Annotated in this window: 21 protein-coding genes; 4 read left to right on the plus strand and 17 right to left on the minus strand. The window is 61.7% G+C overall.

Annotated features, from left to right (window positions below):
• The 8 genes from CKW11_RS11230 to CKW11_RS11265 all read right to left on the minus strand — a co-directional run bounded on the left by CKW11_RS11230 (nt 1) and on the right by CKW11_RS11265 (nt 10,098).
• Nucleotides 1-531, minus strand: a complete 531-nt coding sequence (locus CKW11_RS11230) for a hypothetical protein (RefSeq protein WP_095137571.1) — start codon at nt 529-531, stop codon at nt 1-3.
• A 428-nt stretch (nt 532-959) separates the two neighbouring features.
• Nucleotides 960-1,517 carry a phosphonate degradation HD-domain oxygenase gene (locus tag CKW11_RS11235; RefSeq protein ID WP_095137572.1) on the minus strand — a complete coding sequence of 186 codons (558 nt, stop codon included), beginning with the start codon at nt 1,515-1,517 and terminating at the stop codon, nt 960-962.
• On the minus strand, nt 1,517-2,650 hold the full coding sequence (locus CKW11_RS11240; protein ID WP_095137573.1) for a TIGR03364 family FAD-dependent oxidoreductase: 1,134 nt from the start codon (nt 2,648-2,650) through the stop codon (nt 1,517-1,519). Before CKW11_RS11240 ends, CKW11_RS11235 begins: the two co-directional genes overlap by 1 nt.
• A gap of 137 nt (nt 2,651-2,787) precedes the next feature.
• The gene (locus CKW11_RS11245) at nt 2,788-3,813 is read right to left on the minus strand and encodes a putative 2-aminoethylphosphonate ABC transporter substrate-binding protein (RefSeq protein ID WP_003229178.1); all 1,026 of its coding nucleotides are present in this window, start codon (nt 3,811-3,813) and stop codon (nt 2,788-2,790) included.
• A gap of 47 nt (nt 3,814-3,860) precedes the next feature.
• Entirely contained in the window at nt 3,861-5,585 is a 1,725-nt protein-coding gene (locus tag CKW11_RS11250; protein WP_095137574.1) for a putative 2-aminoethylphosphonate ABC transporter permease subunit, read from the minus strand.
• Complete coding sequence (locus CKW11_RS11255; RefSeq protein ID WP_047596627.1) at nt 5,585-6,661, minus strand: putative 2-aminoethylphosphonate ABC transporter ATP-binding protein; 1,077 nt, start codon at nt 6,659-6,661, stop codon at nt 5,585-5,587. Before CKW11_RS11255 ends, CKW11_RS11250 begins: the two co-directional genes overlap by 1 nt.
• A 242-nt stretch (nt 6,662-6,903) precedes the next feature.
• The gene (locus CKW11_RS11260; protein ID WP_095137575.1) at nt 6,904-7,767 is read right to left on the minus strand and encodes a LysR family transcriptional regulator; all 864 of its coding nucleotides are present in this window, start codon (nt 7,765-7,767) and stop codon (nt 6,904-6,906) included.
• 15 nt (nt 7,768-7,782) lie between these two features.
• On the minus strand, nt 7,783-10,098 hold the full coding sequence (locus tag CKW11_RS11265; RefSeq protein ID WP_095137576.1) for a heavy metal translocating P-type ATPase: 2,316 nt from the start codon (nt 10,096-10,098) through the stop codon (nt 7,783-7,785).
• Nucleotides 10,099-10,182: 84 nt separating this feature from the next.
• Here CKW11_RS11265 and cadR point away from each other — a divergent pair, with 84 nt between their 5' ends.
• On the plus strand, nt 10,183-10,632 hold the full coding sequence (gene cadR / locus CKW11_RS11270; protein ID WP_007964189.1) for a Cd(II)/Pb(II)-responsive transcriptional regulator: 450 nt from the start codon (nt 10,183-10,185) through the stop codon (nt 10,630-10,632).
• Nucleotides 10,633-10,757: 125 nt separating this feature from the next.
• Here the strand turns inward: cadR and CKW11_RS11275 are convergent, their stop codons facing one another.
• From CKW11_RS11275 to CKW11_RS11285, 3 genes are all read right to left on the minus strand, one after another.
• Nucleotides 10,758-11,729, minus strand: a complete 972-nt coding sequence (locus CKW11_RS11275) for a thymidylate synthase (protein WP_047596629.1) — start codon at nt 11,727-11,729, stop codon at nt 10,758-10,760.
• Between the two features lie 50 nt (nt 11,730-11,779).
• Nucleotides 11,780-12,595 (minus strand): prolipoprotein diacylglyceryl transferase, encoded by an 816-nt coding sequence (gene lgt / locus CKW11_RS11280; RefSeq protein ID WP_095137577.1) that lies wholly within the window; start codon nt 12,593-12,595, stop codon nt 11,780-11,782.
• Between the two features lie 93 nt (nt 12,596-12,688).
• Nucleotides 12,689-13,471, minus strand: a complete 783-nt coding sequence (locus CKW11_RS11285) for a sulfite exporter TauE/SafE family protein (protein ID WP_027610537.1) — start codon at nt 13,469-13,471, stop codon at nt 12,689-12,691.
• 130 nt (nt 13,472-13,601) lie between these two features.
• On the opposite strand from CKW11_RS11285, the gene CKW11_RS11290 reads away from it, so the two are divergent.
• Nucleotides 13,602-14,354 (plus strand): NRDE family protein, encoded by a 753-nt coding sequence (locus tag CKW11_RS11290; protein ID WP_095137578.1) that lies wholly within the window; start codon nt 13,602-13,604, stop codon nt 14,352-14,354.
• Nucleotides 14,355-14,506: 152 nt separating this feature from the next.
• Here CKW11_RS11290 and ptsP read toward each other — a convergent pair whose 3' ends face one another.
• On the minus strand, nt 14,507-16,786 hold the full coding sequence (ptsP, locus tag CKW11_RS11295; protein WP_047596633.1) for a phosphoenolpyruvate--protein phosphotransferase: 2,280 nt from the start codon (nt 16,784-16,786) through the stop codon (nt 14,507-14,509).
• A gap of 22 nt (nt 16,787-16,808) precedes the next feature.
• Nucleotides 16,809-17,288, minus strand: a complete 480-nt coding sequence (locus CKW11_RS11300) for an RNA pyrophosphohydrolase (RefSeq protein WP_003229203.1) — start codon at nt 17,286-17,288, stop codon at nt 16,809-16,811.
• A gap of 143 nt (nt 17,289-17,431) precedes the next feature.
• On the opposite strand from CKW11_RS11300, the gene CKW11_RS11305 reads away from it, so the two are divergent.
• On the plus strand, nt 17,432-18,088 hold the full coding sequence (locus tag CKW11_RS11305; RefSeq protein ID WP_095137579.1) for an HAD family phosphatase: 657 nt from the start codon (nt 17,432-17,434) through the stop codon (nt 18,086-18,088).
• A 106-nt stretch (nt 18,089-18,194) separates the two neighbouring features.
• Here the strand turns inward: CKW11_RS11305 and CKW11_RS11310 are convergent, their stop codons facing one another.
• Together CKW11_RS11310 and ilvA are read right to left on the minus strand one after the other, a co-directional pair.
• Nucleotides 18,195-18,620 carry a DUF2269 domain-containing protein gene (locus tag CKW11_RS11310; RefSeq protein ID WP_095137580.1) on the minus strand — a complete coding sequence of 142 codons (426 nt, stop codon included), beginning with the start codon at nt 18,618-18,620 and terminating at the stop codon, nt 18,195-18,197.
• A gap of 39 nt (nt 18,621-18,659) precedes the next feature.
• Nucleotides 18,660-20,174: a threonine ammonia-lyase, biosynthetic gene (gene ilvA, locus CKW11_RS11315; protein WP_041072159.1), complete on the minus strand. Its 1,515-nt coding sequence runs from the start codon at nt 20,172-20,174 to the stop codon at nt 18,660-18,662.
• 299 nt (nt 20,175-20,473) lie between these two features.
• Between ilvA and rpiA the strand changes: the two genes are divergently transcribed.
• Nucleotides 20,474-21,148 carry a ribose-5-phosphate isomerase RpiA gene (gene rpiA / locus CKW11_RS11320; protein ID WP_095137581.1) on the plus strand — a complete coding sequence of 225 codons (675 nt, stop codon included), beginning with the start codon at nt 20,474-20,476 and terminating at the stop codon, nt 21,146-21,148.
• A 146-nt stretch (nt 21,149-21,294) separates the two neighbouring features.
• Here the strand turns inward: rpiA and CKW11_RS11325 are convergent, their stop codons facing one another.
• Nucleotides 21,295-22,212, minus strand: coding sequence for an SdiA-regulated domain-containing protein (locus CKW11_RS11325; RefSeq protein ID WP_095137582.1), 918 nt, complete (start codon nt 22,210-22,212; stop codon nt 21,295-21,297).
• A 102-nt stretch (nt 22,213-22,314) separates the two neighbouring features.
• Entirely contained in the window at nt 22,315-23,238 is a 924-nt protein-coding gene (locus CKW11_RS11330; protein ID WP_095137583.1) for an SdiA-regulated domain-containing protein, read from the minus strand.
• Between the last annotated feature and the right edge of the window lie 2 nt (nt 23,239-23,240).

Genomic DNA, 23,240 nt, shown 5'->3' on the forward strand with positions numbered 1-23,240 from the left:
TCAGCGCCACTTGAACTTCACATAAATGGTGCTCAGGTGCGCGACCAGTTTTTGGTCCACCGCATCCTGATCGCCGTCGTTATCTACATCGAAGCTGATTGTCCAATCGAGCTTGCCGTCGTTGTTGGTGTCGTAGCTGGAGGCGGTGTAAACGATGCTTTGGTCGCTCGGTTTACCGGTTCCTTCATGAAAGTGCAGACGCACCGTATCGGGTGAGCCGTCCTGATGACAATCCTCCGTGAAGATCTTCAGATAGCGTGCCGAATTTTTACCTTGATTGAACCAGTTGAACTTCAGATAGGTGTCTGCAAAAGACTTCAGCAGAAGCTCGTCGCTCAGGTCCTGCTTGCCATCGTTGTTGGCATCACCCGCCTGGAAATCGACTTTGCCATCGGCGGTGATATCCAGCGCGAATGCTCGATGAATAAGGGTATCTTCATCTGCGCTGCTTTCCTCGAAGAAATGCAGCAACACGGTATCGGCCCGGTTGTTCGAACTTCGGTCTTGGGCCGTGACTTTCAGATAACGCATACAGGTCAATCTCATGGACGAAGGAGCGCCCAAGCTAGAGCAGACTTCATCCATTCTCTGTAAGACTAATCCCTTTGTTCCGTATGACGGTTCCTTGAAAGCTGTACTCAACCTTGCAAGGACATAGTTGGCGAGAAGTAGTCGCCAGAATTGTTGCGCAAAGCGCGGGCGCATCCGCTGTGGTTTTCGCTGAATCCGCATGCGAAGTTGAATCAGGCGCAGCGGCAGGAGCAGATTGAGTTTCTGGCTGCAGATTTATAGCGCTTGAGCCGGCCTCTTCGCGAGCAAGCCCGCTCCCACAGTTTGATCGCATTCCTTCCGGTGGAACCCGGTCGAATGTGGGAGCAGATTGATTGGCGGGCTCCGGTGGAACTCGGTCGAATGTGGGAGCGGGCTTGCTCGCGAATGGCGCGACTCGGTGACATGGATTACGCAACCAGTAGCCGCACGGCTTTCTCCTTCAACACCCGAAGATCCATCACCGGCACCGCACTCTCCTTGGCCATCTCATCCCACTGACGCATGCGCAAGCTGACGGCACACAACGGATCGCGCTCAAACGCATCCGCCTCGGCCTCGGTCATTAGTCCGCCCTGATACTCCAGCGTGCGACGACTCGCTTCACTCAACCGCTCGAAATACCCAGGCTCGCGCAAGGTCAGATAACGTTTGGCCTGCACGTGATATTCCACCAGCCGCGCCAGGCGCTCACTGAAACCGGCCTCACGCAAATAATTCGCCCCCAGCCGCTCATGGCTGACTACGCCATAACCGCCCATGTTCTCGGCGCCTTCGACACACAAATGACCGATGTCATGAAAGAACGCCGCCAGCACCACTTCGTCATCAAAGCCTTCGGCGATCGCCAGTTCAGCGGCCTGGGACATGTGCTCGATCTGCGACACCGGCTCGCCGATGTAATCGCGGGTGCCAAAGCGTTCGTACAAGCCGAACACCCGGTCGACGACCTGCTGCTGCTCCCCCATCAGGTTTCCTCCAGCAATTGCGCGACATTGCGCTCGGCCAGTGCCGGGCCGACGCTCATGCCGACGCCGGTGTGCATCAACGCCACACTCAGTCCCGGTGCCGGGCGCAGCAACGAAAACGGCCCCGGCCCACGGGCACCGTAGACGCCCTGCCAGCGCTCGACCACTTGCACCTTGCAGCCCAGCGTCTGTTCGGCCAGCTCCAGCATCCAGTTGTCGACCTGCTCGGCGTTGAACGGCGACGGATCGCTGCCGTAATGGTGCGAGTCGCCGATGATCAGTTCGCCGTACGGCGTCGGGCTGATCAGCAGGTGTATACCGTTGTCATGCAGATGCGGTTGTTCGCGCAGGATCTGCGCCTGTACCGCCGCCGCTTGCGGTAAATCGGCGAAGGCGCCGTAGTGCACGCAGCTCAGACCGGTGAGCAAGGCGTGTTGCAGATTCAGCTCGATCTGCGGTTTGGCGCGGAGCATCTGCAGGCGGCAGATCTGCGGATCGAGCGCGGCAATCGGCTCGGCCAACAGGGTCTGATAATCGTGGCCGGAGCAGACGATGATTTGCTTTGCCGTGAAGCTGCCGGCGGTACTGTGCAGGTGCCCCGGTTCGACGTCGCGCACCAGCGTACTGAAGTGAAACTCGACGCCGAGGTCGCGGCGCAGATAGTCGATCAACGCCGGAATCGCTTCGCGCGAGTACAGCTGTTGATCGTCCAGGCCGTGCAACGCCGCGCGGTGATGACTGAACTGACCGTGGTACAGATCACGCAGGGCAGCGCCACGCAGCAAGGCGACGTTGTACCCGTGCTCCACGGCGCGGCCGTTGCAGAAAGCTTCGAGCAATTGCTCTTCAACTTCGCTGCGGGCGAACAGGTACGAGCCGTTACGCTTGATCTGCAGACCGGCGAGTTGCGCCCAGTCGCCCCAGATCTCGCGGCTGGCCCTGGCCAGTTCGAGCATCGGCCCCGGTGGCTGCCCGGTTACCAGCGCCTGACCGAAGTTGCGCACCGAAGCACCGAGGGGCGTGGCGGTGCGCTCGAAAACGCTGACCTTGAGGCCGCGTCTGGCGGCGGCGTAGGCGTGGGACAGGCCGAGGATGCCGGCGCCGACGATCAGCAGGTCTTTGTGGTGTGTCATGGAAATTTTCCCTGAATGGGAGACCGCCTTCGCGAGCAAGCCCGCTCCCACAATTTGATCGCATTCCTTCCGGTGGAACTCGGTCGAATGTGGGAGCGGGCTTGCTCGCGAAGGGGCCCTGTCAGTCGATAAAGATCTTACTTGGCGACGACTTTCTCGGACTTGCCGTCATACCGCTTGCGCCACTCGGTGAGAATCTCGTCGCGGTTCTTCGAGGCCCAGGCAAAGTCGTTCTTGATCAGGCGCTGCTCGTAGTCGGCCGGCAGTTCGGTCTGCGGCTTGGCGATGCCCGGCTGCGCAAGAACCGCGAAGTTCTCCTTGTACAGATCCATCGCCTCGGCGCTGGCGGAGAAGTCTGCGAGTTTTTTCGCCGCGTCTTCATGCGGCGTGCCTTTGATTACCGCAGTGGCTTCGATCTCCCAGCCCAGGCCTTCCTTCGGCAGGATGATGTCCAGCGGCGCGCCCTGACGTTTCAGCTGTACCGCCGGATATTCGAAGGAAATGCCGATCGGGAATTCGCCCGCCGCCGCCAGTTTGCAAGGCTTGGAACCGGAGTGAACGTACTGGCCGATGTTCTGGTGCAGACCGTCCATGTAGGCCCAGCCCTGTTTCTCACCGAAGGTTTGCAACCAGGCGCTGACGTCGAGGAAACCGGTGCCGGACGACGCCGGGTTCGGCATGACGATCTTGCCCTTGTACTCAGGCTTGGTCAGGTCCTGCCAGCTCACCGGTTTGCTCAAGCCCTGCTTCTCGGCTTCGACGGTGTTGAAGCAGATGGTCGCGGCCCACACGTCCATGCCGACCCAGGCTGGCGGGTTGGCGGCGTCGCGGTAGTTCGCGCCGATCTTGCCCAGATCCTTCGGTGCGTAGCTTTGTAGCATGCCCTGCTGATCGAGGATCGCCAGGCTCGAAGCGGCTAGGCCCCAGACCGCGTCAGCCTGTGGACGGGCCTTTTCGGCCAGCAGTTTGGCAGTGATGATCCCGGTAGAATCACGCACCCACTTGATCTCGACGTCCGGGTTGGCCTTTTCGAACGCGGCTTTGTAAGCGGTCAGTTGCTCGGCTTCGAGGGCGGTGTACACCGTCAACTCGGTTTTTGCCGCGAAGGCATTCAGGCTGAAAGTAGCGAGCACAGCAGCGGCCAGGGCCATAGGCTTGAACATGATCGTTTTCCTGTCGGTGAGTTGAGGCTGTAGGGATAAGTCGTCAATCAGTGACCGGGCGCGGTTTGCCGCCAGGCCTGGGAACGGCGCAGCAAGCCGCGCGAAGCCCACGCCAGCAGCAAGGACACGCCTGCCGAGGTGAACAGAATCAGGGTCGACATCGCCGCCGCGCCGCCGACGTTGCCGGCGTCATCCATGTTCAGCACCGCGACCGCCGCGAGGATGGTGTCGGGGCTGTAGAGGAAGATCGCCGCCGACACCGTGGTCATCGCCGAGACGAACAGGTAGCGGACGATGTCCAGCAGCGCCGGCAGGCAGATCGGCACGGTGACGCGCAGGTAGTGGCGGTACAGCGGCGCCTTGAGCGACAGCGCGGCGGCTTCGAACTCGGCGTCGAGCTGACGCAGCGCGGTGGTCGCGGTCATTTGCGCAGTGGTCAAATAGTGCGCAATGGTGCAGACGATCAGCAGGGTCATCGTGCCGTACAGCACGTGCAGCGGGTTGCCACTGAGGTTGAAGAAGAAGACGTAACCCAGACCGAGCACCAGCCCCGGCACTGCCATCGGGATGAAACTGAGCATGCGCAACGCGAGATTGAGGCCGCGTTGGCTGCGGGTTTTCTCCATCAGGTAAGCGCCAGTGAAGATCAGCACGCTACCGATCAGCGCCGTGCCCAGCGCCATCTTCAAGCTGTTGCCGTAGGCCAGCCAGCCACCGCCGGCGGTTTCGTTGAACTGATAGTGATTGAGCGACAGCGACAGGTTGTACGGCCAGAACTTCACCAGCGAGGAAAACACCGCCATGCCGAACACCAGCAGCAGCGCCGCACTGATCAACAGGACAATCGCCAGATAGCAGGCATCGCGTAGTTTGGAAGGCGCCGGTTTGAACACCTGCGCACGTCCACTCATGGAATCACCGTGACGCCGACGCAACCAGGCATCGACGCCGAAGCTGAACAGCGCCGGCAGCAACAGCACCATGCCGATCAACGCCCCGCGACCGAATTGCTGCTGGCCGACCACGGCTTTGTAGGCTTCCAGTGCCAGCACTTGATAGTCGCCACCGACCACCACCGGCACGCCGAAATCGGTGATGGTCAGGGTGAACACCAGACAGAACGCGGCGAATACCGCTTGGCGCGTCGCCGGCCAGGTGATGCTGCGAAAGGCTTTCGCCGGACTGGCGCCCATGCTCGACGCCGCATCGAACAGCCGCGCATCGGCCAGCGACAGCGCCGACAACAAAATCATCAACGCATGGGGAAAGGTGTAAATCACCTCGCCCAACACAATCCCCCAGAAGCCGTAAATGTTGTCCGAGAGCAGCCCGCGCAACATGCCCTGATTGCCGAACAGATAGACCAGTGCGATCCCCGGCAGCATCGACGGCGCCATCAATGGCAGCAGAGAAATTCCGCGCCAGAGGCCCTTGGCCGGAATCATCGTGCGTTGCAGGGCGTAGGCAAACAGGTAGGCCAGCGGTACGACGATGGCCGCGACGCTGAGGGAAACCTTCAGGCTGTTACCGAGCAGCCAGTGAAAATTGGCGCTGTTCACCAGCTCCTTCGCGGCGAGCCAGCCACCGCCCTGCCCGGCCTCACTGCTAAAGCCACGCCAGAAGATCGCCAGCAACGGCAGCAGCACGGCGATACCGAGCAGCAATAGCAGCAGGAGTTTGCCGCCGAGGACGAAGATCCGGTCACCGACCTCGGCCCCGGACACTCGCCGCGCCTGCTTATGCGGTAGCGGCAGTGCGATGTTCGCGCTCATCAGGCAAACACCTGCAGGCTGCGCGGCGGCAAGGCGACCATGATCTGCTGGGCGCCAAGGCGTGGCATGGCTTCCGGCGCCAGTTCGGCGAGCAGCGCGTGGCCCGGCAATTGATCAAGTTCGAAGCTCATGCGGCAGCGGTTGCCAAGGAAAGTGATCTCGCGCACCTTGGCCGGGAACAGGTTTTCTTCGTGCACCAGCGGATTGACGTTGATTGCTTCCGGGCGGCAGAACAGTCGGCCTGAAGCACCGCTCACACTGCCATCCGCCAGACGCACATCCATCCCGCCAACCCGGGCGTGACTGGCGCTGCTGCGCTGGAACGGCAGCCAGTTGCCCTGCCCGACGAACTCGGCCACGAATGGCGTGGCCGGGCGGTTGTAGATTTCCTGCGGGGTAGCGTATTGCTCGACGCGGCCGTTGTTCATCACGGCGATGCGGTCGGCCATCAGCATGGCTTCGTCCTGATTGTGCGTGACCATCAGGGTGGTGATGCCGAGGTTGCGCTGCAGTTGGCGCAGTTCGGTGCACAGATGCTCGCGTACCCGGGCGTCCAGCGCCGACATCGGTTCATCAAGCAACAGCAGCGACGGCGCCGGGGCCAAGGCGCGCGCCAGGGCAACCCGCTGTTGCTGACCGCCGGACAACTGGCCCGGGTACTTTTTCTCACTGCCGGTGAGGCCGACCAGTTCCAGCATCTGCCCGACGCGACGGCGTACTTCGTCGCGACCACTGCCGGCGAGGCCGTAGGCAATGTTCGCTTCGACGGTCAGATTGGGGAACAGCGCGTAGGACTGGAACAGAATGCCGTAGTCCCGGGCTTGCGGTGCGAGGTGGGAAACGTCGCGGTCACCGAGGTACAACTCGCCGCTGTCCTGTTTTTCCAGACCGGCGATGCAGCGCAGCAGCGTGGTCTTGCCGCAGCCCGACGGACCGAGCAGGCACACCAGCTCACCGGCCGCGACATCGAGCGAGACATTGTCCAGTGCGGTGAAGGCGCCGAAGCGCTTCTGCACGCCGCGCACTTTCATCGGCGCACCGGGGTTGGTCAGGGCTGTTGCGATTGCAGGATTCATGGACAGACCTCATCAAGCTGATGGGGCCAATCCTAGAGTTGTAATGCGTCCGTCATGTGGCAGTAGGGCAAAAACGGCTGATAGTGGTATTCGGGGATTTTGGTTCAGGCCACAAGTCATGTGTTGCCTGGTCTGACGCCTTCGCGAGCAAGCCCGCTCCCACAGGGGAACAGTGTTCACAACACAAATCCAATGTGGGAGCGGGCTTGCTCGCGAAGAGGCCCGCATGTGCACTGAAGAAATCAGGCCGGGGACATTTCCTGAGCCAAGCCGAGGAAGGCCGCCGGCAACCGCGCACCCTTGCGCTCCTTGAGGCAATACAGGTACTCGGGAATCTGCGGCGCATTCTCGATGGTCAGCACCCGCAACTGCGGATCGTGCGGCACTTCCTGACGAGCAATGATGCTGATGCCGATATTGCGCAGCACCGCCTCACGGATCGATTCGCGGCTGCCAATTTCCAGCAGAGGCCCGAAACTGACCCCGGCGCTTTCCAGCAACTCCTCGGTCAACCGGCGGGTGGTCGAACCCGACTCGCGCATCAGCAAGGTATGTCCGGCCAGCGCACTCAACGCCACATGCTCCTGCGCCGCCAGCGGATGATTGCGATGCACCGCCAGCACCAGCGGATCGCTACCCAATACCCGGCGAATCAACCGCGCATCCTCAAGCAACTGCGACGACGCCGCGACATCGACCCGGTAATCCTCCAGCGCTTCGAGCACCTGCTGCGAGTTGCCGATTTCCACCGACACTTCCACCCGCGGCAGGCGCTCGCGGAAGGTCTTCACCAGATCGAGGATGTAATACGGGGCAGTCGCGGCGATGCGCAGCGTGCCCTGCACCTGACCGCTGTTGCGCAGGAAGAACTCGATGTCCGCCTCTTGCTGCAAGAGCGCCTTGACCATCGGCAGCAACCGCGCGCCTTCGTCGCTGACGCTCAGGCGCCGGCCGCCACGGTAGAACAGCTCCACCGAATACTGGCTCTCCAGGTTGCGGATCTGCGTGGTCACGGTGGGTTGGCTGAGACCGAGTTTTTTCGCCGCCAGCGTAATGCTGCCCAGGCGGGCGACCATGTAAAACGCTTTCAGCTCGGCACTCAGCACAACCGTCCCTCTCGTTTATTTGCGCAGCAAGCGCAAACCGTTGAACACCACCAGCAGGCTCACGCCCATGTCGGCAAACACCGCCATCCACATGGTGGCGAGTCCGGCGAAGGTTACCCCAAGAAAGATAGCCTTGATCACCAGTGCCAAGGCGATGTTCTGTTTCAGGATGCTCGCGGTGTCGCGCGACAGGCTGATGAACGCGGGAATCTTGCGCAGATCGTCGTCCATCAGGGCGACATCAGCGGTTTCAATCGCGGTGTCGGTACCCGCAGCGGCCATGGCAAAACCGATCTCGGCGCGGGCCAGTGCCGGCGCATCGTTGATACCGTCGCCGACCATGCCCACCCGATGGCCCTGTGCATAAAGCGCTTCGATCGCTTGCAGCTTGTCGGTCGGCAGCAAGTCGCCTTTGGCCTGATCGATGCCGACCTGCGCTGCGATGGCTTGCGCGGTGTGCACGTTGTCGCCAGTGAGCATCAGGGTTTTCACCCCGAGGGCGTGCAACTGGCGGATGGCTTCGCGGCTGGTTTCCTTGACCGTGTCGGCCACGGCGAACAGCGCCAGCGGGCCGGAATTGTCGAGCAGCAACACCACGGACTTGCCCTGTTTCTCCAGCGCAAACAGCTTCTCTTCGAGTTGCGGCGAGCACAGGCCCAACTCCTCGACCAGACGATGGTTGCCCAAGTGATAGGTCTGACCGTTGACCTGCCCTTTCACGCCGCGACCGGCCAGCGCTTCGAAGTTATCCACACTCAATACGGCGAGGTTTTTATCCACAGCCGCATTGGCGATGGCCAGCGACACCGGGTGATCGGAACGCCCGGCCAGCGCGGCGGCAATCGCCGGGGCTGTGGCGTCGGCGGTCGGGTCGAGCGACAGGTAATCGGTCTGCACCGGCTTGCCGTGGGTGATCGTGCCGGTCTTGTCCAGCGCCAGATAGTCGAGCTTGAAGCCGCCCTCCAGGTACACGCCACCCTTGACCAGAATGCCTTTGCGCGCCGCTGCCGCGAGGCCGCTGACGATGGTCACCGGGGTAGAGATCACCAGTGCGCACGGGCAGGCCACCACCAGCAGCACCAGCGCGCGGTAGATCCAGTCGAACCACGCCGCGCCCATGAACAGCGGCGGAATGATCGCCACCGCCAGCGCCAGCGCGAACACCACCGGGGTATAGATTTTCGAGAATTGATCGACGAAGCGCTGCGTCGGCGCCCGCGCACCCTGCGCCTGCTCGACGGCGTGGATGATCCGCGCCAGGGTCGAGTTGTTAGCCGCCGCAGTCACCGAGTATTCCAGCGAACCGGCCTGGTTGATGGTGCCGGCGAAGACTTTATCGCCTACGGTCTTCTCCACCGGCAGGCTTTCGCCGGTGATCGGCGCCTGATCGATGGTCGAACTGCCGCTGACCACTTCGCCGTCCAGCGCGATACGCTCGCCGGGTTTTACCCGCACGCGGGCGCCGAGTTCGACGCTTTTAACCTCTTGTTCGATCCAGCTGCCGTCGGCTTGCTGCACCGTGGCCTGTTCCGGGGTCATCTGCATCAGGCCGCTGATGGCGTTGCGCGCACGATCCAGCGAGCGCGCCTCGATCAACTCGGCCACGGTGAACAGGAACATCACCATCGCCGCTTCCGGCCACTGACCGATGAGGATTGCGCCGGTCACCGCGATGCTCATCAGCGCGTTGATGTTGAGGTTGCGGTTCTTCAGGGCGATCCAGCCCTTTTTATAGGTGGTCAGGCCGCCGCTGAGGATCGACACCAGCGCTATGATCGCCACCACCCAGGTCGGCGCAGCGTTGGTGAAGTGGATGACTTCGGCGGCGAGCGCACCGACACCGGACAGCGCCAATGGCCACCAGTGTTTTTTCACCGGCGCCGGGGCCGGCGCTTCGACGCCCGCCTCCAGCGGTTCGGCGTGCATGCCCAAGGACGTGATCGCCTCGGTGATCGGCGCGGTGTCCGGCAGATTGTGGGTCACGCCGAGCACGCGGTTGATCAGGTTGAATTCCAGCTGCTGCACGCCGGCCAGTTTGCCGAGTTTGTTCTGGATCAGCGTCTGCTCGGTCGGGCAGTCCATCGCTTCGATGCGGAAACTGCTCAGGCGTGCGTCAGCACTGGTTTTCTCGCTCAGTTGCACCAACGCAGGCGCGGCAGCTGTCGACGAGCAGCAAGAATCATCGTGCGAATGAACCGGTGCCGGTGCTGCGGCTTTCGACCCGCAGCAGGAATCGCCGCCATGTTCGTGCTTATGCACAGGCTGCAATTTATGGCTGTGGCTATGATCGTGCCCGTCGCCAGGCTTGTGGGTGTGCTGGGAATCGCTCATTGGTCGCGTCCATGAAGGTGCCTGTTGCCAAGTAAAGACCCTGTAGCCACTATAGGGTCAAGCACCCTTTTGGAGATTGCCGTCATGAAGATCGGAGAACTGGCCAAACTCACCGACTGCGCCGTGGAAACCATCCGCTATTACGAGCGCGAAAACCTGCTGCCGGAGCCGGCGCGCAGCGACGGTAACTACCGCGTTTACACCCAGGCGCATGCCGAACGCCTGACCTTCATCCGCAACTGCCGCACCCTCGACATGACCCTCGAAGAAATCCGCAGCCTGCTGGCCATGCGCGACAGCCCGCAGGATCAGTGTGCAAGCGTCAATACGCTGATCGACGAGCACATCCAGCATGTGAAAGCGCGGATTGACGGGTTGCTGGCGTTGCAGACACAACTGCTCGACCTGCGCCAACGCTGTGGCGAAGGGCCGGGTGCGGATCAGTGCGGGATCTTGCAGCGGCTGGAGGTGAGTGGCGGGGTTGTGGCGACGGAGGTTGAGCATTCGCATGTCGGCCGCAGTCACGGCCACTAAGAACACCCTAAGAACAACTGTGGGAGCGAGCTTGCTCGCGAAAGCGGTGGTTCAGTCGACATTTCTATCAGCTGACATTCCGCCTTCGCGAGCAAGCTCGCTCCCACAGGTTGCTGTATTGCTCTCTAGACCGCCATCGGCGCGGTCATTGGCGCGTGGTGCTCATAGCCTTCCAGCGAGAAATCGCTCGGTTCTACCAACTCCAGCCACTCCGGCTGGTACACACCGGTCTTGGCAAACTCCGGCACGCGGTCGGAGATTTTCAGTTTCGGCATGGCGAACGGCTCGCGCTTGAGCTGTTCGTTGAGCATGTCCAGGTGGTTCTCGTAGACGTGCGCATCACCGATGAAATAGGTGAACCAGCGCGGCGTGTAGCCGGTCAGGCGCCCGATCAGGCTCAGCAGCGCAGCGCCTTCGGTGAGGTTGAACGGCGTGCCCAGGCCCAGATCGTTGGAGCGGATGTACAGGGTCAGGGAGATCTCTTTGGTCTCGACGTTCGGGTGGAACTGGTACAGCAGATGGCATGGCGGCAGGGCCATTTCATCGAGCTGGGCGACGTTCCAGCCGTGGAACAGGATGCGGCGGCTGCCCGGGTCCTTGATGATCGTGTCGACGCACTGGCGCACCTGATCGATGGCTTTGTACAGCACCACGTAGGCCTGACCGTCTTCTTCGCCCTGGGCGATCTGCTTGTAGCCATTGCTCAGGGTTTGTTCGATGGCGGCGGTGTTGCTCAGCGGGATCTGCTTGTACGCCGGCCATTTGCGCCATTGCACGCCGTAGATTTCGCCGAGGTCGTCTTCGCCCTGACGGAACGGGTTGGCCAGCCACTGCGCGTTTTCGTTGGCGTTCTGGTCCCAGACCTTGCAACCCAGCGCGCGGAATTCAGCAGCGTTGTTCACGCCACGCAGAAAACCGCACATCTCGCCGATGGCCGACTTGAAGGCCATCTTGCGGGTGGTGATCGCCGGAAAGCCTTCCTGCAGATCGAAACGCAGCATCGCACCCGGGAAGCTGATGGTGTTGATGCCGGTGCGGTTGGCCTGTTTGGTGCCGTTCTGAATGACGTGCGAGACCAGTTCGAGATATTGCTTCATGAGTTACCTGTGTCCTTTGAGCCCCGGCGTCGCGCGCCGGGGTTCGTAGTTTAAGCGGTCGGCGCGAGCGGCGCTGCCGGCGCACGACGATAGGCCAGCCAGATCAGGAACAGCCCGCCGACAATCATCGGCACGCACAGCACTTGGCCCATGGTCAGCCAGTTCCAGGCCAGGTAGCCCAGTTGCGCATCCGGTACGCGGACGAACTCGACGATGAAACGGAAAATGCCGTAAAAAAGCGCGAACATGCCCGATACCGCCATGGTCGGACGCGGCTTGCGCGAGAACAGCCACAGGATCAGGAACAGCGCGACGCCTTCAAGCGCGAACTGATACAGCTGCGACGGGTGACGCGGCAGTTGCGCCGGATCGCTGAACGGCGGGAAGACCATGGCCCACGGCACATCGGTGGCCTTGCCCCACAACTCGGCATTGATGAAGTTGCCGATTCGCCCGGCACCCAGACCGATCGGCACCATCGGTGCGACGAAGTCCATCAACTGGAAGAACGACTTGCCATTACGCTTGCCGAACCACAGCGCGGCGAGCATTACCCCGATGAATCCGCCGTGGAACGACATGCCACCCTTCCACACTTCGAAAATCAGCGTCGGGTTGGCCAGATAAGCGCTCAGGTCATAGAACAACACGTAACCCAGACGTCCGCCGACGATTACGCCCATCGACAGCCAGAACACCAGATCGGAGAGCTTCTCCTTGGTCCAGGTCGGGTCGAAACGGTTGAGCCGGCTCGACGCCAGCAGCCATGCGCCGCCGATGCCGACGAGGTACATCAGGCCGTACCAGTGGATTTTCAGCGGACCGATGGCCAGGGCCACCGGGTCAATCTGCGGGTAAGGCAGCATTGCGACTCCTCGTTAGAGTTGAAACCAAAATTCCCGGGCGACGCTGCCACCTCAGGATTAAGCCAGGATTGCGGCCTGCTCTGACCCAGCGGGTCAGAGCAGGAAATTCAGGCCCACGCAGAACAGCAAAGCGGCGAACAGCCGTTTCAGCAAGCGCGGCGACAATCTGTGTGCCAGGCGCGCGCCGAGACGGGCGAACACCATGCTGGTCAGGGCAATGCCCAGCAGCGCCGGCAAATAGACAAAACCGAGACTATGCGGTGGCAACAGCGGATCATGCCAGCCCAGAATCATGAAACTTAAGGCACTGGCCACGGCGATCGGCAAACCGCAGGCCGACGACGTCGCCACCGCCTGCTGCATCGGCACGCTGCGCCAGGTCAGGAACGGCACGGTCAGCGAGCCGCCGCCGATTCCGAAAATCGCCGAGGCCCAGCCGATCACACTGCCGGCCACGGTCAGACCGAGTTTGCCCGGCACCGTTCGACTGGCCTTGGGTTTGACCTCCAGCGCCAGTTGCACGGCAATGACCAGGGCGAACACGCCGATGATCTTCTGCAGGTTCGGCCCGGAAATCGCCTCGGCGGTCAGCGCACCAAAACCGGCGCCGAGCAGAATGCCGACGGTCATCCACATGAAGATCGGCCAGCGCACCGCACCACGTCGATGGTGTTCACGCACGGCATTGACCGAAGTGAAAATGATGGTCGCCAGTGATGTCCCTACCGCCAGATGCGTGAGGATCGACTGATCGAATCCCTGCAAGGTAAAACTGAACACCAGCACCGGGACAATAATGATCCCGCCGCCCACCCCGAACAGCCCGGCCAGCACGCCCGCACAGGCGCCCAACGCCAGATAGAGCAGAAATTCCATGACCGTCTCCCAGACGCATCCCCAAAACCGGAGCGGCATGGTAACGGATGCATGCCCTCCGGCTCCACTGACGATGGATGCACGGCCGCCGACTGCGTAGAGTGAGCAGGAAACACACAAGGACCACCTTATGTGCCTGATTGTTTTCGCCTGGCGCCCGGGCCATGCCCAGCCGCTGATCGTCGCGGCCAACCGTGACGAGTTCTATGCCCGGCCGAGCCTGCCGCTGGCGCCATGGGCCGACGCGCCGCACGTGCATGCCGGGCGCGATCTTGAGGCTGGCGGCACTTGGCTGGGGATCGGCGCCAATGGGCGCTTCGCCGCATTGACCAATATCCGCGATCCGCACCAGCCGCCGGCGCGCAAGTCGCGGGGCGAACTGGTAGCGCGGTTTCTCGCGGGTGATGCGTCAATTGATGATTATTTGCGCGATGTGGTCGCTCGCTCGCCGGAATACGCCGGGTTCAACCTGCTGCTGGGTAATGCCCATGAGCTGTGGCACTTCAATGCGCGGGCATCTGAACCGGTGATGCTCCAACCCGGCGTTTACGGTCTGTCGAATGCCGGGCTGGATACGCCATGGCCGAAGTTGCTCAAGGCCAAGGCTGCACTGAGCGCGGTATTGGATGATCCACAACCTGCGCGGTTGCTGGGGTTGCTGAGCGATGCGCAGACCGCGCCGTTTAACGAATTGCCGGACACCGGGGTCGGGCTGGCCACTGAATCACTGCTGTCGAGTGTGTTCATTGCCAGCCAGAGTTATGGCACGCGGGCGAGTACGGCGTTGATCGTGCAAGCGGATGGCACGCGAAGGATGGTGGAGCGCAGTTTCGGGCCGTATGGCGGGCATTTGGGTGAGGTGGAGATCAATACCGCAAAGTGAGCAACATTGTGGCGAGGGAGCTTGCTCCCGCTCGGGTGCGAAGCAGCCGCAACCCAGCCAATGCGATCTCTCAGAAGAATCTCATTGACCGAATTGGGAGCGCTCCGCACTCCAGCGGGAGCAAGCTCCCTCGCCACAGGGCCATCAGCCTTTCAGAGGGCCTTGTTGACCGCCGGCGGATTCATCTTCGACAGCCCGAGATTCTTCAGCGCCAGTTGCAGCGAGCTGTGGATAACTTGCGGGTTATCGATCTTCATCAGCTCCGCCAGCAGATCCTTGGCCTTGCTCAGGTTGATCTGACGCAGCATCCACTTCACTTTCGGCAAGTTGGTGGCGTTCATCGACAAGCTGTCGAAGCCCATCGCCATCAACAGCACCGCCGCTGCCGGATCACCGGCCATTTCACCGCAGATGCTCACCGGTTTGCCTTCGGCATGAGCGTCGCGCACCACGGTTTGCAGGGCTTGCAGCACCGCGGGGTGCAGGTAGTCGTAGAGGTCGGCCACTCGCGGGTTGTTGCGGTCGACCGCCAGCAGGTACTGGGTCAGGTCGTTGGAGCCGACCGACAGGAAGTCCACCTGGCGCGCCAGTTCCTTGGTCTGGTACACCGCGGCCGGAATTTCGATCATCACCCCGATCGGCGGCATCGGCACGTCGGTGCCTTCGTCACGCACTTCGCCCCACGCCCGGTGGATCAGGTGCAGGGCTTCTTCGAGTTCGTGGGTGCCGGAGATCATCGGCAGCAGGATCCGCAGGTTGTTCAGGCCTTCGCTGGCCTTGAGCATCGCGCGGGTCTGCACCAAGAAGATTTCCGGGTGGTCGAGGGTGACACGAATCCCGCGCCAGCCGAGGAACGGATTGTCTTCCTTGATCGGGAAGTACGACAGCGACTTGTCACCGCCGATGTCGAGGCTGCGCATGGTCACCGGTTGCGGATGGAACGCGGCGAGCTGCTCGCGGTAGATCGCCAGCTGTTCCTTTTCGCTCGGGAAGCGCTGGTTGATCATGAACGGCACTTCGGTGCGGTACAGGCCGACACCCTCGGCGCCGCGCTTCTGTGCCCGCGCCACATCGGCCAGCAGGCCGGTGTTGACCCACAACGGCATGCGGTGGCCGTCGAGGGTCACGCACGGCAGATCACGCAGGGTGTCGAGGCCCAGCGCCAGTTGTTTCTCTTCTTCGACCACCTCGGCGAACTGCTTGCGCAGCACATCGCTGGGGTTGGTGTAGACCTCGCCGCGGGTGCCGTCGACGATCACCTCGATGCCGTCGACTTTGGCGTACGGCAGGTCAACCAGGCCCATCACTGTCGGAATGCCCATGGCCCGGGCCAGGATCGCGACGTGGGAGTTACCCGAACCGAGTACCGATACCAGACCGACCAGCGTGCCTTCCGGCACCTCGCCAAGCATCGCCGGCGTCAGCTCTTCGCTGACCAGAATGGTTTTTTCCGGGTAGACCAGGTTCTGTTGACGCTCTTCCTGCAAGTAGGCCAGCAGGCGCCGGCCAAGGTCTTTGACGTCCGACGCACGCTCGCGCAGGTAGGCGTCGTCCATCAGTTCGAAACGGTTGACGTGCTCAGTGACCACCTGACGCAGCGCGCCCTGAGCCCACTGGCCGGTCTTGATCACGGTGGTGATTTCGCTGCCCAGCGAGGCATCGTCGAGCATCATCAGGTAAACGTCGAACAGCGCACGTTCTTCCGGGCGCAACTGGGTCGCGAGCTTGGCGGACAACGCGCGCATGTCGGCGCGCACGCCTTCGATGGCGGTCTTGAACAGCGCCAGTTCGGCGTCGATATCGGTAATGGTTTTATCTGGCACAACGTCCAGATCCGCCGGCGGCAGCATGACCACGGCGGTGCCGACGGCGGCACCCGGCGAACCCGGTACGCCGACGAACTTGGCTTCCTGAATGCCCTTGCCCTGACGGCCCAGGCCACGGATCGAACCGGTGGCCTCAGCGTGGGCGATAACGCCGGCGAGCTGCGCGCTCATGGTCACGAGGAAGGCTTCTTCACCTTCATCGAACTGGCGGCGTTCTTTCTGCTGGATGACCAACACGCCGACGACGCGGCGGTGGTGAATGATCGGCGCCCCGAGGAAAGAGGCGTAGCGCTCCTCGCCGGTTTCGGCGAAGTAGCGGTAGCGCGGATGATCCGCGGCGTTTTCGAGGTTCAGGGGTTCTTCACGCGTGCCGACCAGACCCACCAGACCTTCGTTGGGTGCCATGCTGACCTTGCCGATCGAGCGCTTGTTCAAGCCCTCGGTGGCCATCAGGACGAAGCGGTTGGTCTCGGGATCAAGCAGGTAGACCGAGCAGACCTGGCTGCCCATGGCCTCTTTGACGCGCAACACAATAATCCCCAACGCCGCCTTGAGATCCTTGGCGGAGTTAACTTCCTGGACGATCTTGCGCAGCGTATTGAGCATGGCTCGGGGTCGAACTCCGTCGTCAGTCGCGCGCTAAAAGGCGCGGGGCAAGCTCTTTGAGGGCGCGTCGATACACCTCGCGCTTGAATGTCACCACCTGGCCCAACGGATACCAATAACTGACCCAGCGCCAGCCATCGAACTCCGGTTTACCGGTCAAATCCATCCGCACCCGCTGCTCGTTGGAGATCAGGCGCAGGAGAAACCATTTCTGTTTCTGGCCGATGCACAGCGGTTGGCTGTGGGTACGCACCAGACGTTGCGGCAAACGATAGCGCAACCAGCCCCGGGTACAGGCCAGTATTTCAACATCTTCACGTTCCAGGCCAACTTCTTCGTTCAGCTCGCGGTACAAGGCGTCTTCCGGCGTCTCCTCGGGGTTGATTCCCCCCTGCGGAAACTGCCAGGCATCTTGATTGATACGGCGAGCCCATAGCACCTGGCCGGCGTCATTCGTCAGAATGATCCCGACATTGGGGCGGAAACCATCGGGGTCGATCACGGCAACAACCTCGCAAACGCATGTCGCCGCATTGTTCCACAAAGCTTGATAAGGCGGCAACGAAGGTTCCTACCTTATGTGCACTCTTGTGAAAAGACCGTATTCTTGTCGCCTTTTTACTGACTTTTCAGCGGGTAACTGCAATGCGCCTGGCTCTATTCGATTTGGACAACACCCTTCTGGGCGGCGACAGCGATCACGCCTGGGGCGACTATCTGTGCGAACGCGGTTTCCTCGACCCGGTGGCGTACAAGACGCGCAACGACGAGTTCTACCAGGATTACCTGGCCGGCAAGCTGGATAACGCCGCGTACCTGAACTTCTGCCTGGAAATCCTCGGCCGCACCGAAATGGCCGTGCTTGAGCAGTGGCACAATGATTACATGCGCGACTGCATCGAGCCGATCGTGCTGCCCAAGGCGCTGGAGCTGCTGAAAAAACACCGCGACGCCGGCGACAAACTGGTGATCATCACCGCCACCAACCGCTTCGTCACCGCACCGATTGCGGTGCGCCTGGGCGTTGAAACCCTGATCGCCACCGAGTGCGAGATGGTCGACGGCCGCTACACCGGACGCAGCACCGACATTCCGTGCTTCCGCGAAGGCAAGGTGACGCGCCTCAATCGCTGGCTCGAAGAAACCGGGTATTCGCTGGATGACAGCTACTTCTATAGCGATTCGATGAATGACCTGCCGCTGCTGGAGCAGGTGGCGAACCCGGTGGCGGTGGATCCGGATCCGAATCTGCGGGCTGAGGCCGAGAAGCGCGGATGGCCGGTGATTTCGTTGCGCGACTGAGGACGCCTTCGCGAGCAAGCCCGCTCCCACAGAGGATGGTGTTCACAACACAAATCCAATGTGGGAGGGGGCTTGCTCCCGAATGGGCTCGACGCGTTCTCAAGCCTTAAACAGGCTTGGCCCCCATCAACCCGGCAATCGCGATAAAGCAGACAAAGCTGAACAACGCCAAGGCAAAAGTGAACTTGCCAACGCCACCCGGCACCTTGCGCAACCGATTCAACCGCACCAGCAACCAGAACCACGCCAGCGCGGCGACGGTGTACAGCACACTGGAAGCCAGCAGCCAGGTCTGCCCCAACGGCCAGCCGACCAGATGCACCATGCCCCAGCCGGTAAACGGCATGCTCAGCAAAGCCAGGCCCATCAACAGCCAGATGAACGCCCGTGGCCGCTGCAAGGTGCGGCTGCCAGCCGTTGCATCACCTTTGCGGCGCGCCAGAAAAACCCAGACTCCCAGCCCCAGCGCACTGGCCAGCAACACCACGGTGGCGACCATGTGCGCAGTTTTCAGGGCAGTTAACGTTTCCATTGTTCGATTTCCTCAGGGCCTGCCCATCAGCGTAGCCGCTCAGCCAAGAAACAGCTGATAGGCCGGGTTCTCGCTTTCATCCCAGTACGGGTAGCCGATTTCTTCCAGCGCCGCCGGCACCAAATGACGCTCGTCATGCGGTACTTGCAGGCCTGCGACGACACGACCATCCGCCGCACCATGGTTGCGGTAGTGGAACATCGAGATGTTCCAGCGCCCGCCGAGCTTGTTGAGGAAGTTGAACAGCGCGCCCGGACGTTCCGGGAATTCGAAGCGGAACACCACTTCGTCGATCACGTGCGCCGCGTGGCCGCCGACCATGTGGCGGATGTGCAACTTGGCCAGTTCGTTATCGGTCAGGTCGAGCACCGGGAAGCCCTGCTCGGTCAGGCTCGCCAGCAATGCGCTGCGTGGGTCGTTTTCCGGGTGAGTCTGCACGCCAACGAAGATGTGCGCTTCGCTGCCGGTGTTGTAGCGGTAGTTGAATTCGGTGATCTGCCGCTTGCCGATCGCTTCGCAGAAGGCCTTGAAGCTGCCGGCCTTTTCGGGGATGGTCACGGCGATGATCGCTTCGCGGCCCTCGCCCAGCTCGGCGCGCTCAGCGACGTGGCGCAGGCGGTCGAAGTTGACGTTGGCCCCGGAGTCGATGGCGACGAAGGTCTGGCCACTGACGCCGCGCAACTCAACGTATTTCTTGATCCCGGCGACGCCCAAGGCGCCGGCAGGTTCGGTGATCGAGCGGGTATCGTCGTAGATATCCTTGATCGCCGCGCAAATCTCGTCAGTGCTGACGGTGATCACTTCGTCGACGTAATCCTTGCAGATGTCGAAAGTGTGCTGGCCGATCTGCGCCACCGCCACGCCGTCGGCGAAGATGCCCACGGTCGGCAGCACCACGCGCTCGCCGGCGGCCATGGCCGCTTGCAGGCAGTTGGAGTCGTCCGGTTCGACGCCGATGACCTTGATGTCCGGACGCAGATATTTCACGTACGCCGCAATACCGGCGATCAGACCGCCGCCGCCGACCGGCACGAAGATCGCGTCCAGCGGTTGCGGGTGCTGGCGCAGAATTTCCATCGCCACGGTGCCCTGCCCGGCAATGGTGTGCGGATCGTCGTACGGGTGGATGTAGACGTAGCCCTTTTCATCGACCAGCTTCAGCGAGTAAGCCAGGGCTTCCGGGAACGAATCACCGTGCAGCACCACTTTGCCGCCGCGCGAACGCACGCCTTCGACCTTGATCTCCGGAGTAGTCTTGGGCATCACGATGGTCGCTTTCACGCCCAGCACTTTCGCCGCCAGCGCCAGACCCTGCGCATGGTTGCCCGCCGACGCGGTGACCACGCCACGGGCGCGCTCTTCGTCGGTCAGTTGGGTCAACTTGTTGTACGCGCCGCGAATCTTGAACGAGAACACCGGCTGCAAGTCTTCGCGCTTGAGCCAGATGTCATTGCCCAGCCGCTCGGAGAGCTGGCGAGCGTTCTGCAGCGGGGTTTCTACGGCAACGTCATAAACGCGCGAGGTGAGGATCTTTTTGACGTACTGTTCGAGCATCGGAAAGCATCACTGGCGATTGGGCGGGACCGACGAGTCTAACCCGGCTTTCAGCCGCACGACCACACTGAACAGGGGGTTTTAGGGTGTGAATAGCCATTGTGGCGAGGGAGCTTGCTCCCGCTCGGCTGCGCAGCAGTCGTAAATCAGAACATTCGATTTGTCTGAAAAAATGCAAAGGACCGCTTCGCGCTCCAGCGGGAGCAAGCTCCCTCGCCACAGGGTGTTTCCCCCTGCACCACCCCGGGGCCTATAATGCTGGCCTTTCCGTTCTCCCCTTGCCCGCTTCTGGAGCCCGCATGACCCAGGATCAACTCAAACAGGCAGTGGCTCAGGCCGCCGTCGACTTCATCCTTCCGAAACTCGACGACAAGAGCATCGTCGGGGTCGGCACCGGCTCCACCGCCAACTGCTTCATCGATGCGCTGGCCCAGCACAAGGGCGCGTTCGATGGCGCGGTCGCCAGCTCCGAAGCCACCGCCGCGCGTCTCAAGGGCCACGGGATTCCGGTGTATGAGCTGAACACCGTCAGCGACCTGGAGTTCTACGTCGACGGCGCCGATGAAAGCGACGCGCACCTGAACCTGATCAAGGGCGGCGGCGCGGCCCTGACCCGCGAGAAGATCGTCGCGGCGGTGGCCAAGACCTTCATTTGCATCGCCGACGCCAGCAAACTGGTGCCGGTGCTGGGTGAATTCCCGCTGCCGGTCGAAGTGATCCCGATGGCCCGCAGCCACGTCGCCCGCCAATTGGTAAAACTGGGCGGCGACCCGGTCTACCGCGAGGGGGTGCTGACCGACAACGGCAACATCATCCTCGACGTGTACAACCTGCAGATCACCAATCCGGTGGAGCTGGAAGCGCAGATCAATGCGATCGTCGGCGTGGTCACCAACGGCCTGTTCGCGGCGCGCCCGGCGGATCTGCTGTTGTTGGGTACCAGCGAAGGTGTGAAGACCCTGAAGGCTGAGTAAGCCCGGTCACCCACATTGTGTGGGTAGATGAAATACCCCTGTAGGAGTGAGCCTGCTCGCGATTGCGGTCTGTCAGTTGATATTGATGTCGATTGACACACCGCTATCGCGAGCAGGCTCACTCCTACATTGATTTGAGGTGTAGGTCAGGGCTGGGTTGGCTTTTTGAAGACGTAAAACAGGTTCGGCTCACTCACCAGATACAGCGTCCCGTCGTCGTCCATCGCGATGCCTTCGGCCTGCGGCACGCTCTTCTGCAAACCCTGCCGGCCCTTGGTCAGCGACAAGGTGCTCAGCGGCCGCCCGTCCACGTCCAGTTCCAGAATCAGCCCCGACTCGTCGGACAGCGCCAGCAAATGGCCGCTGCGCTCGTCGTATTGCAGGCTCGACAGATCGCGCACGAACATCCCCGCATCGCGTTTGGGGTTGTTGATCACGTGTACCGCGTAGGACTTTTCCGGATTGAAATGCGGGAACCCGTGCACTTCATAAATCAGCATCGGATCACGTTCCTTGGCGACGAACAGGCGCTTGCCCACCGAGTCGTACGCCAGGCCTTCGAAGCCCTTGTTGCCGCTCATGTGCACGCCGAGGGTCATCTGTTCGGCGTCCGCCGCATCGAGAAACGTGGTGTCCTGCTCCAAATGGACTTTGATCAGGCGTTGCTGGCGCTCGTCGGTGATCACGTAGGTGTCGGCGCTGATGAACTCCACCGCTTCAGGATCGCCGAAGCCGATCAGCGCGATGCGCCGCAGGATTTTGCCTTCGAGCGACAACTCGACCAGTTCGGCATTCTTGTTGGTCACGGTGAACAGACTGTTGCGCACCGGATCATAGGTCAGCGCTGAAACATCGTCGTTCAGCCCGTCGATGACCCTGGCTTCGACCTCGACCCGGTATTGATCCAGGCCAATGGCCTCGCTGCTCAACGGCTGCCACAGGGTGTGCAGGTTGAACCAGGCACGCTCGAACAGGCGCAGGTATTGGCCGATCGCGATCAACACGATCAGGGCAATCACCGACAAGATGACAATCAGCGGTTTGGGGCGGGCAAGTCGACGCATTCAGGCAGGCTCGGGATCAAAACAGGCCGATGAAATATCACGCCTGTCTGAACTGAAGCTTAATGGCCACTTGCCTGCGACCACAAGTCGACCGCGATCGGCTTACTTCTGCTTTTCGAAACGGTAGAACAGGTTCGGCTCGCTGACCATGTACAGCGTACCGGCGTCATCCATGGTCACGCCTTCGGCGCGGGGGATGGTGTCCTTCAAGCCGTTGAAGCCGCCAAGCAGGGTCATGAAGCTGACCTGCTCGCCTTTCTCGTCCAGCTCCAGCAACAGGTGCGAGTCGGCGGACAGCACCAGGGTGTGGCCGGTGCGCGGGTCGATGGCCAGCGCCGAAAGGTTGCGGATATCCAGCTCATCACTGGCAAGCTTTTGCTTGTCGCCCTTGAGAATCTGACTGCCATCGCTTTTCCAGGTGAACAGCGCCGGCGGCCGCTCCTCGCCCAGCAGCAGCTGCTGATTGTGCGGATCCCAGGTGATTGCCTCGAATGCCTTGTTCTGGTTTTCCGACGGGCCGAGGTCATATTTCGGGAAGTCGGCGATATTCAGTTCGCGGGTATTGGCATCGACCCTGACGATGCTCAGCAGGTGCTCGCGCTCATCGACAATCGCCATCAGACCGTTTTCCATCACGCTCAGGCCTTCCGGATTGCTCCAGCCCACCAGCGGCATCTTGCGCAGCACATCACCCTGCAGGCTCAGTTCGACCAGAAACGGATTCTTGCCCATCACCGAAAACAGGGTTTTGGTCTGCGGGTTGTAGGACAGGTCCGAGGCCTCGTCCTTCTCCATGCCCGGCAGCAACTTGCCGTCGATCACCGCCCGATAGTCCGGCAGCCAGATGCTTGCCTTCTGCTCGGTCTGACTCTCGAGACGCTCGCGCATCCACAGCAGACCACGGTCGTCCCAATGCATGGCAAACGCCAGACCGTAAGCGGCGGCGATCACCAGCAACAGCCAGACATACCAGCGCAGGGCGAAACGTGAGCGGCGTGGAGGATTGAGCTGAGTGTGAGCTGACATCA

It is taken from the genome of Pseudomonas sp. Irchel s3a10 (assembly GCF_900187525.1).
Classification (GTDB): Bacteria; Pseudomonadota; Gammaproteobacteria; order Pseudomonadales; family Pseudomonadaceae; genus Aquipseudomonas; species Aquipseudomonas koreensis_G.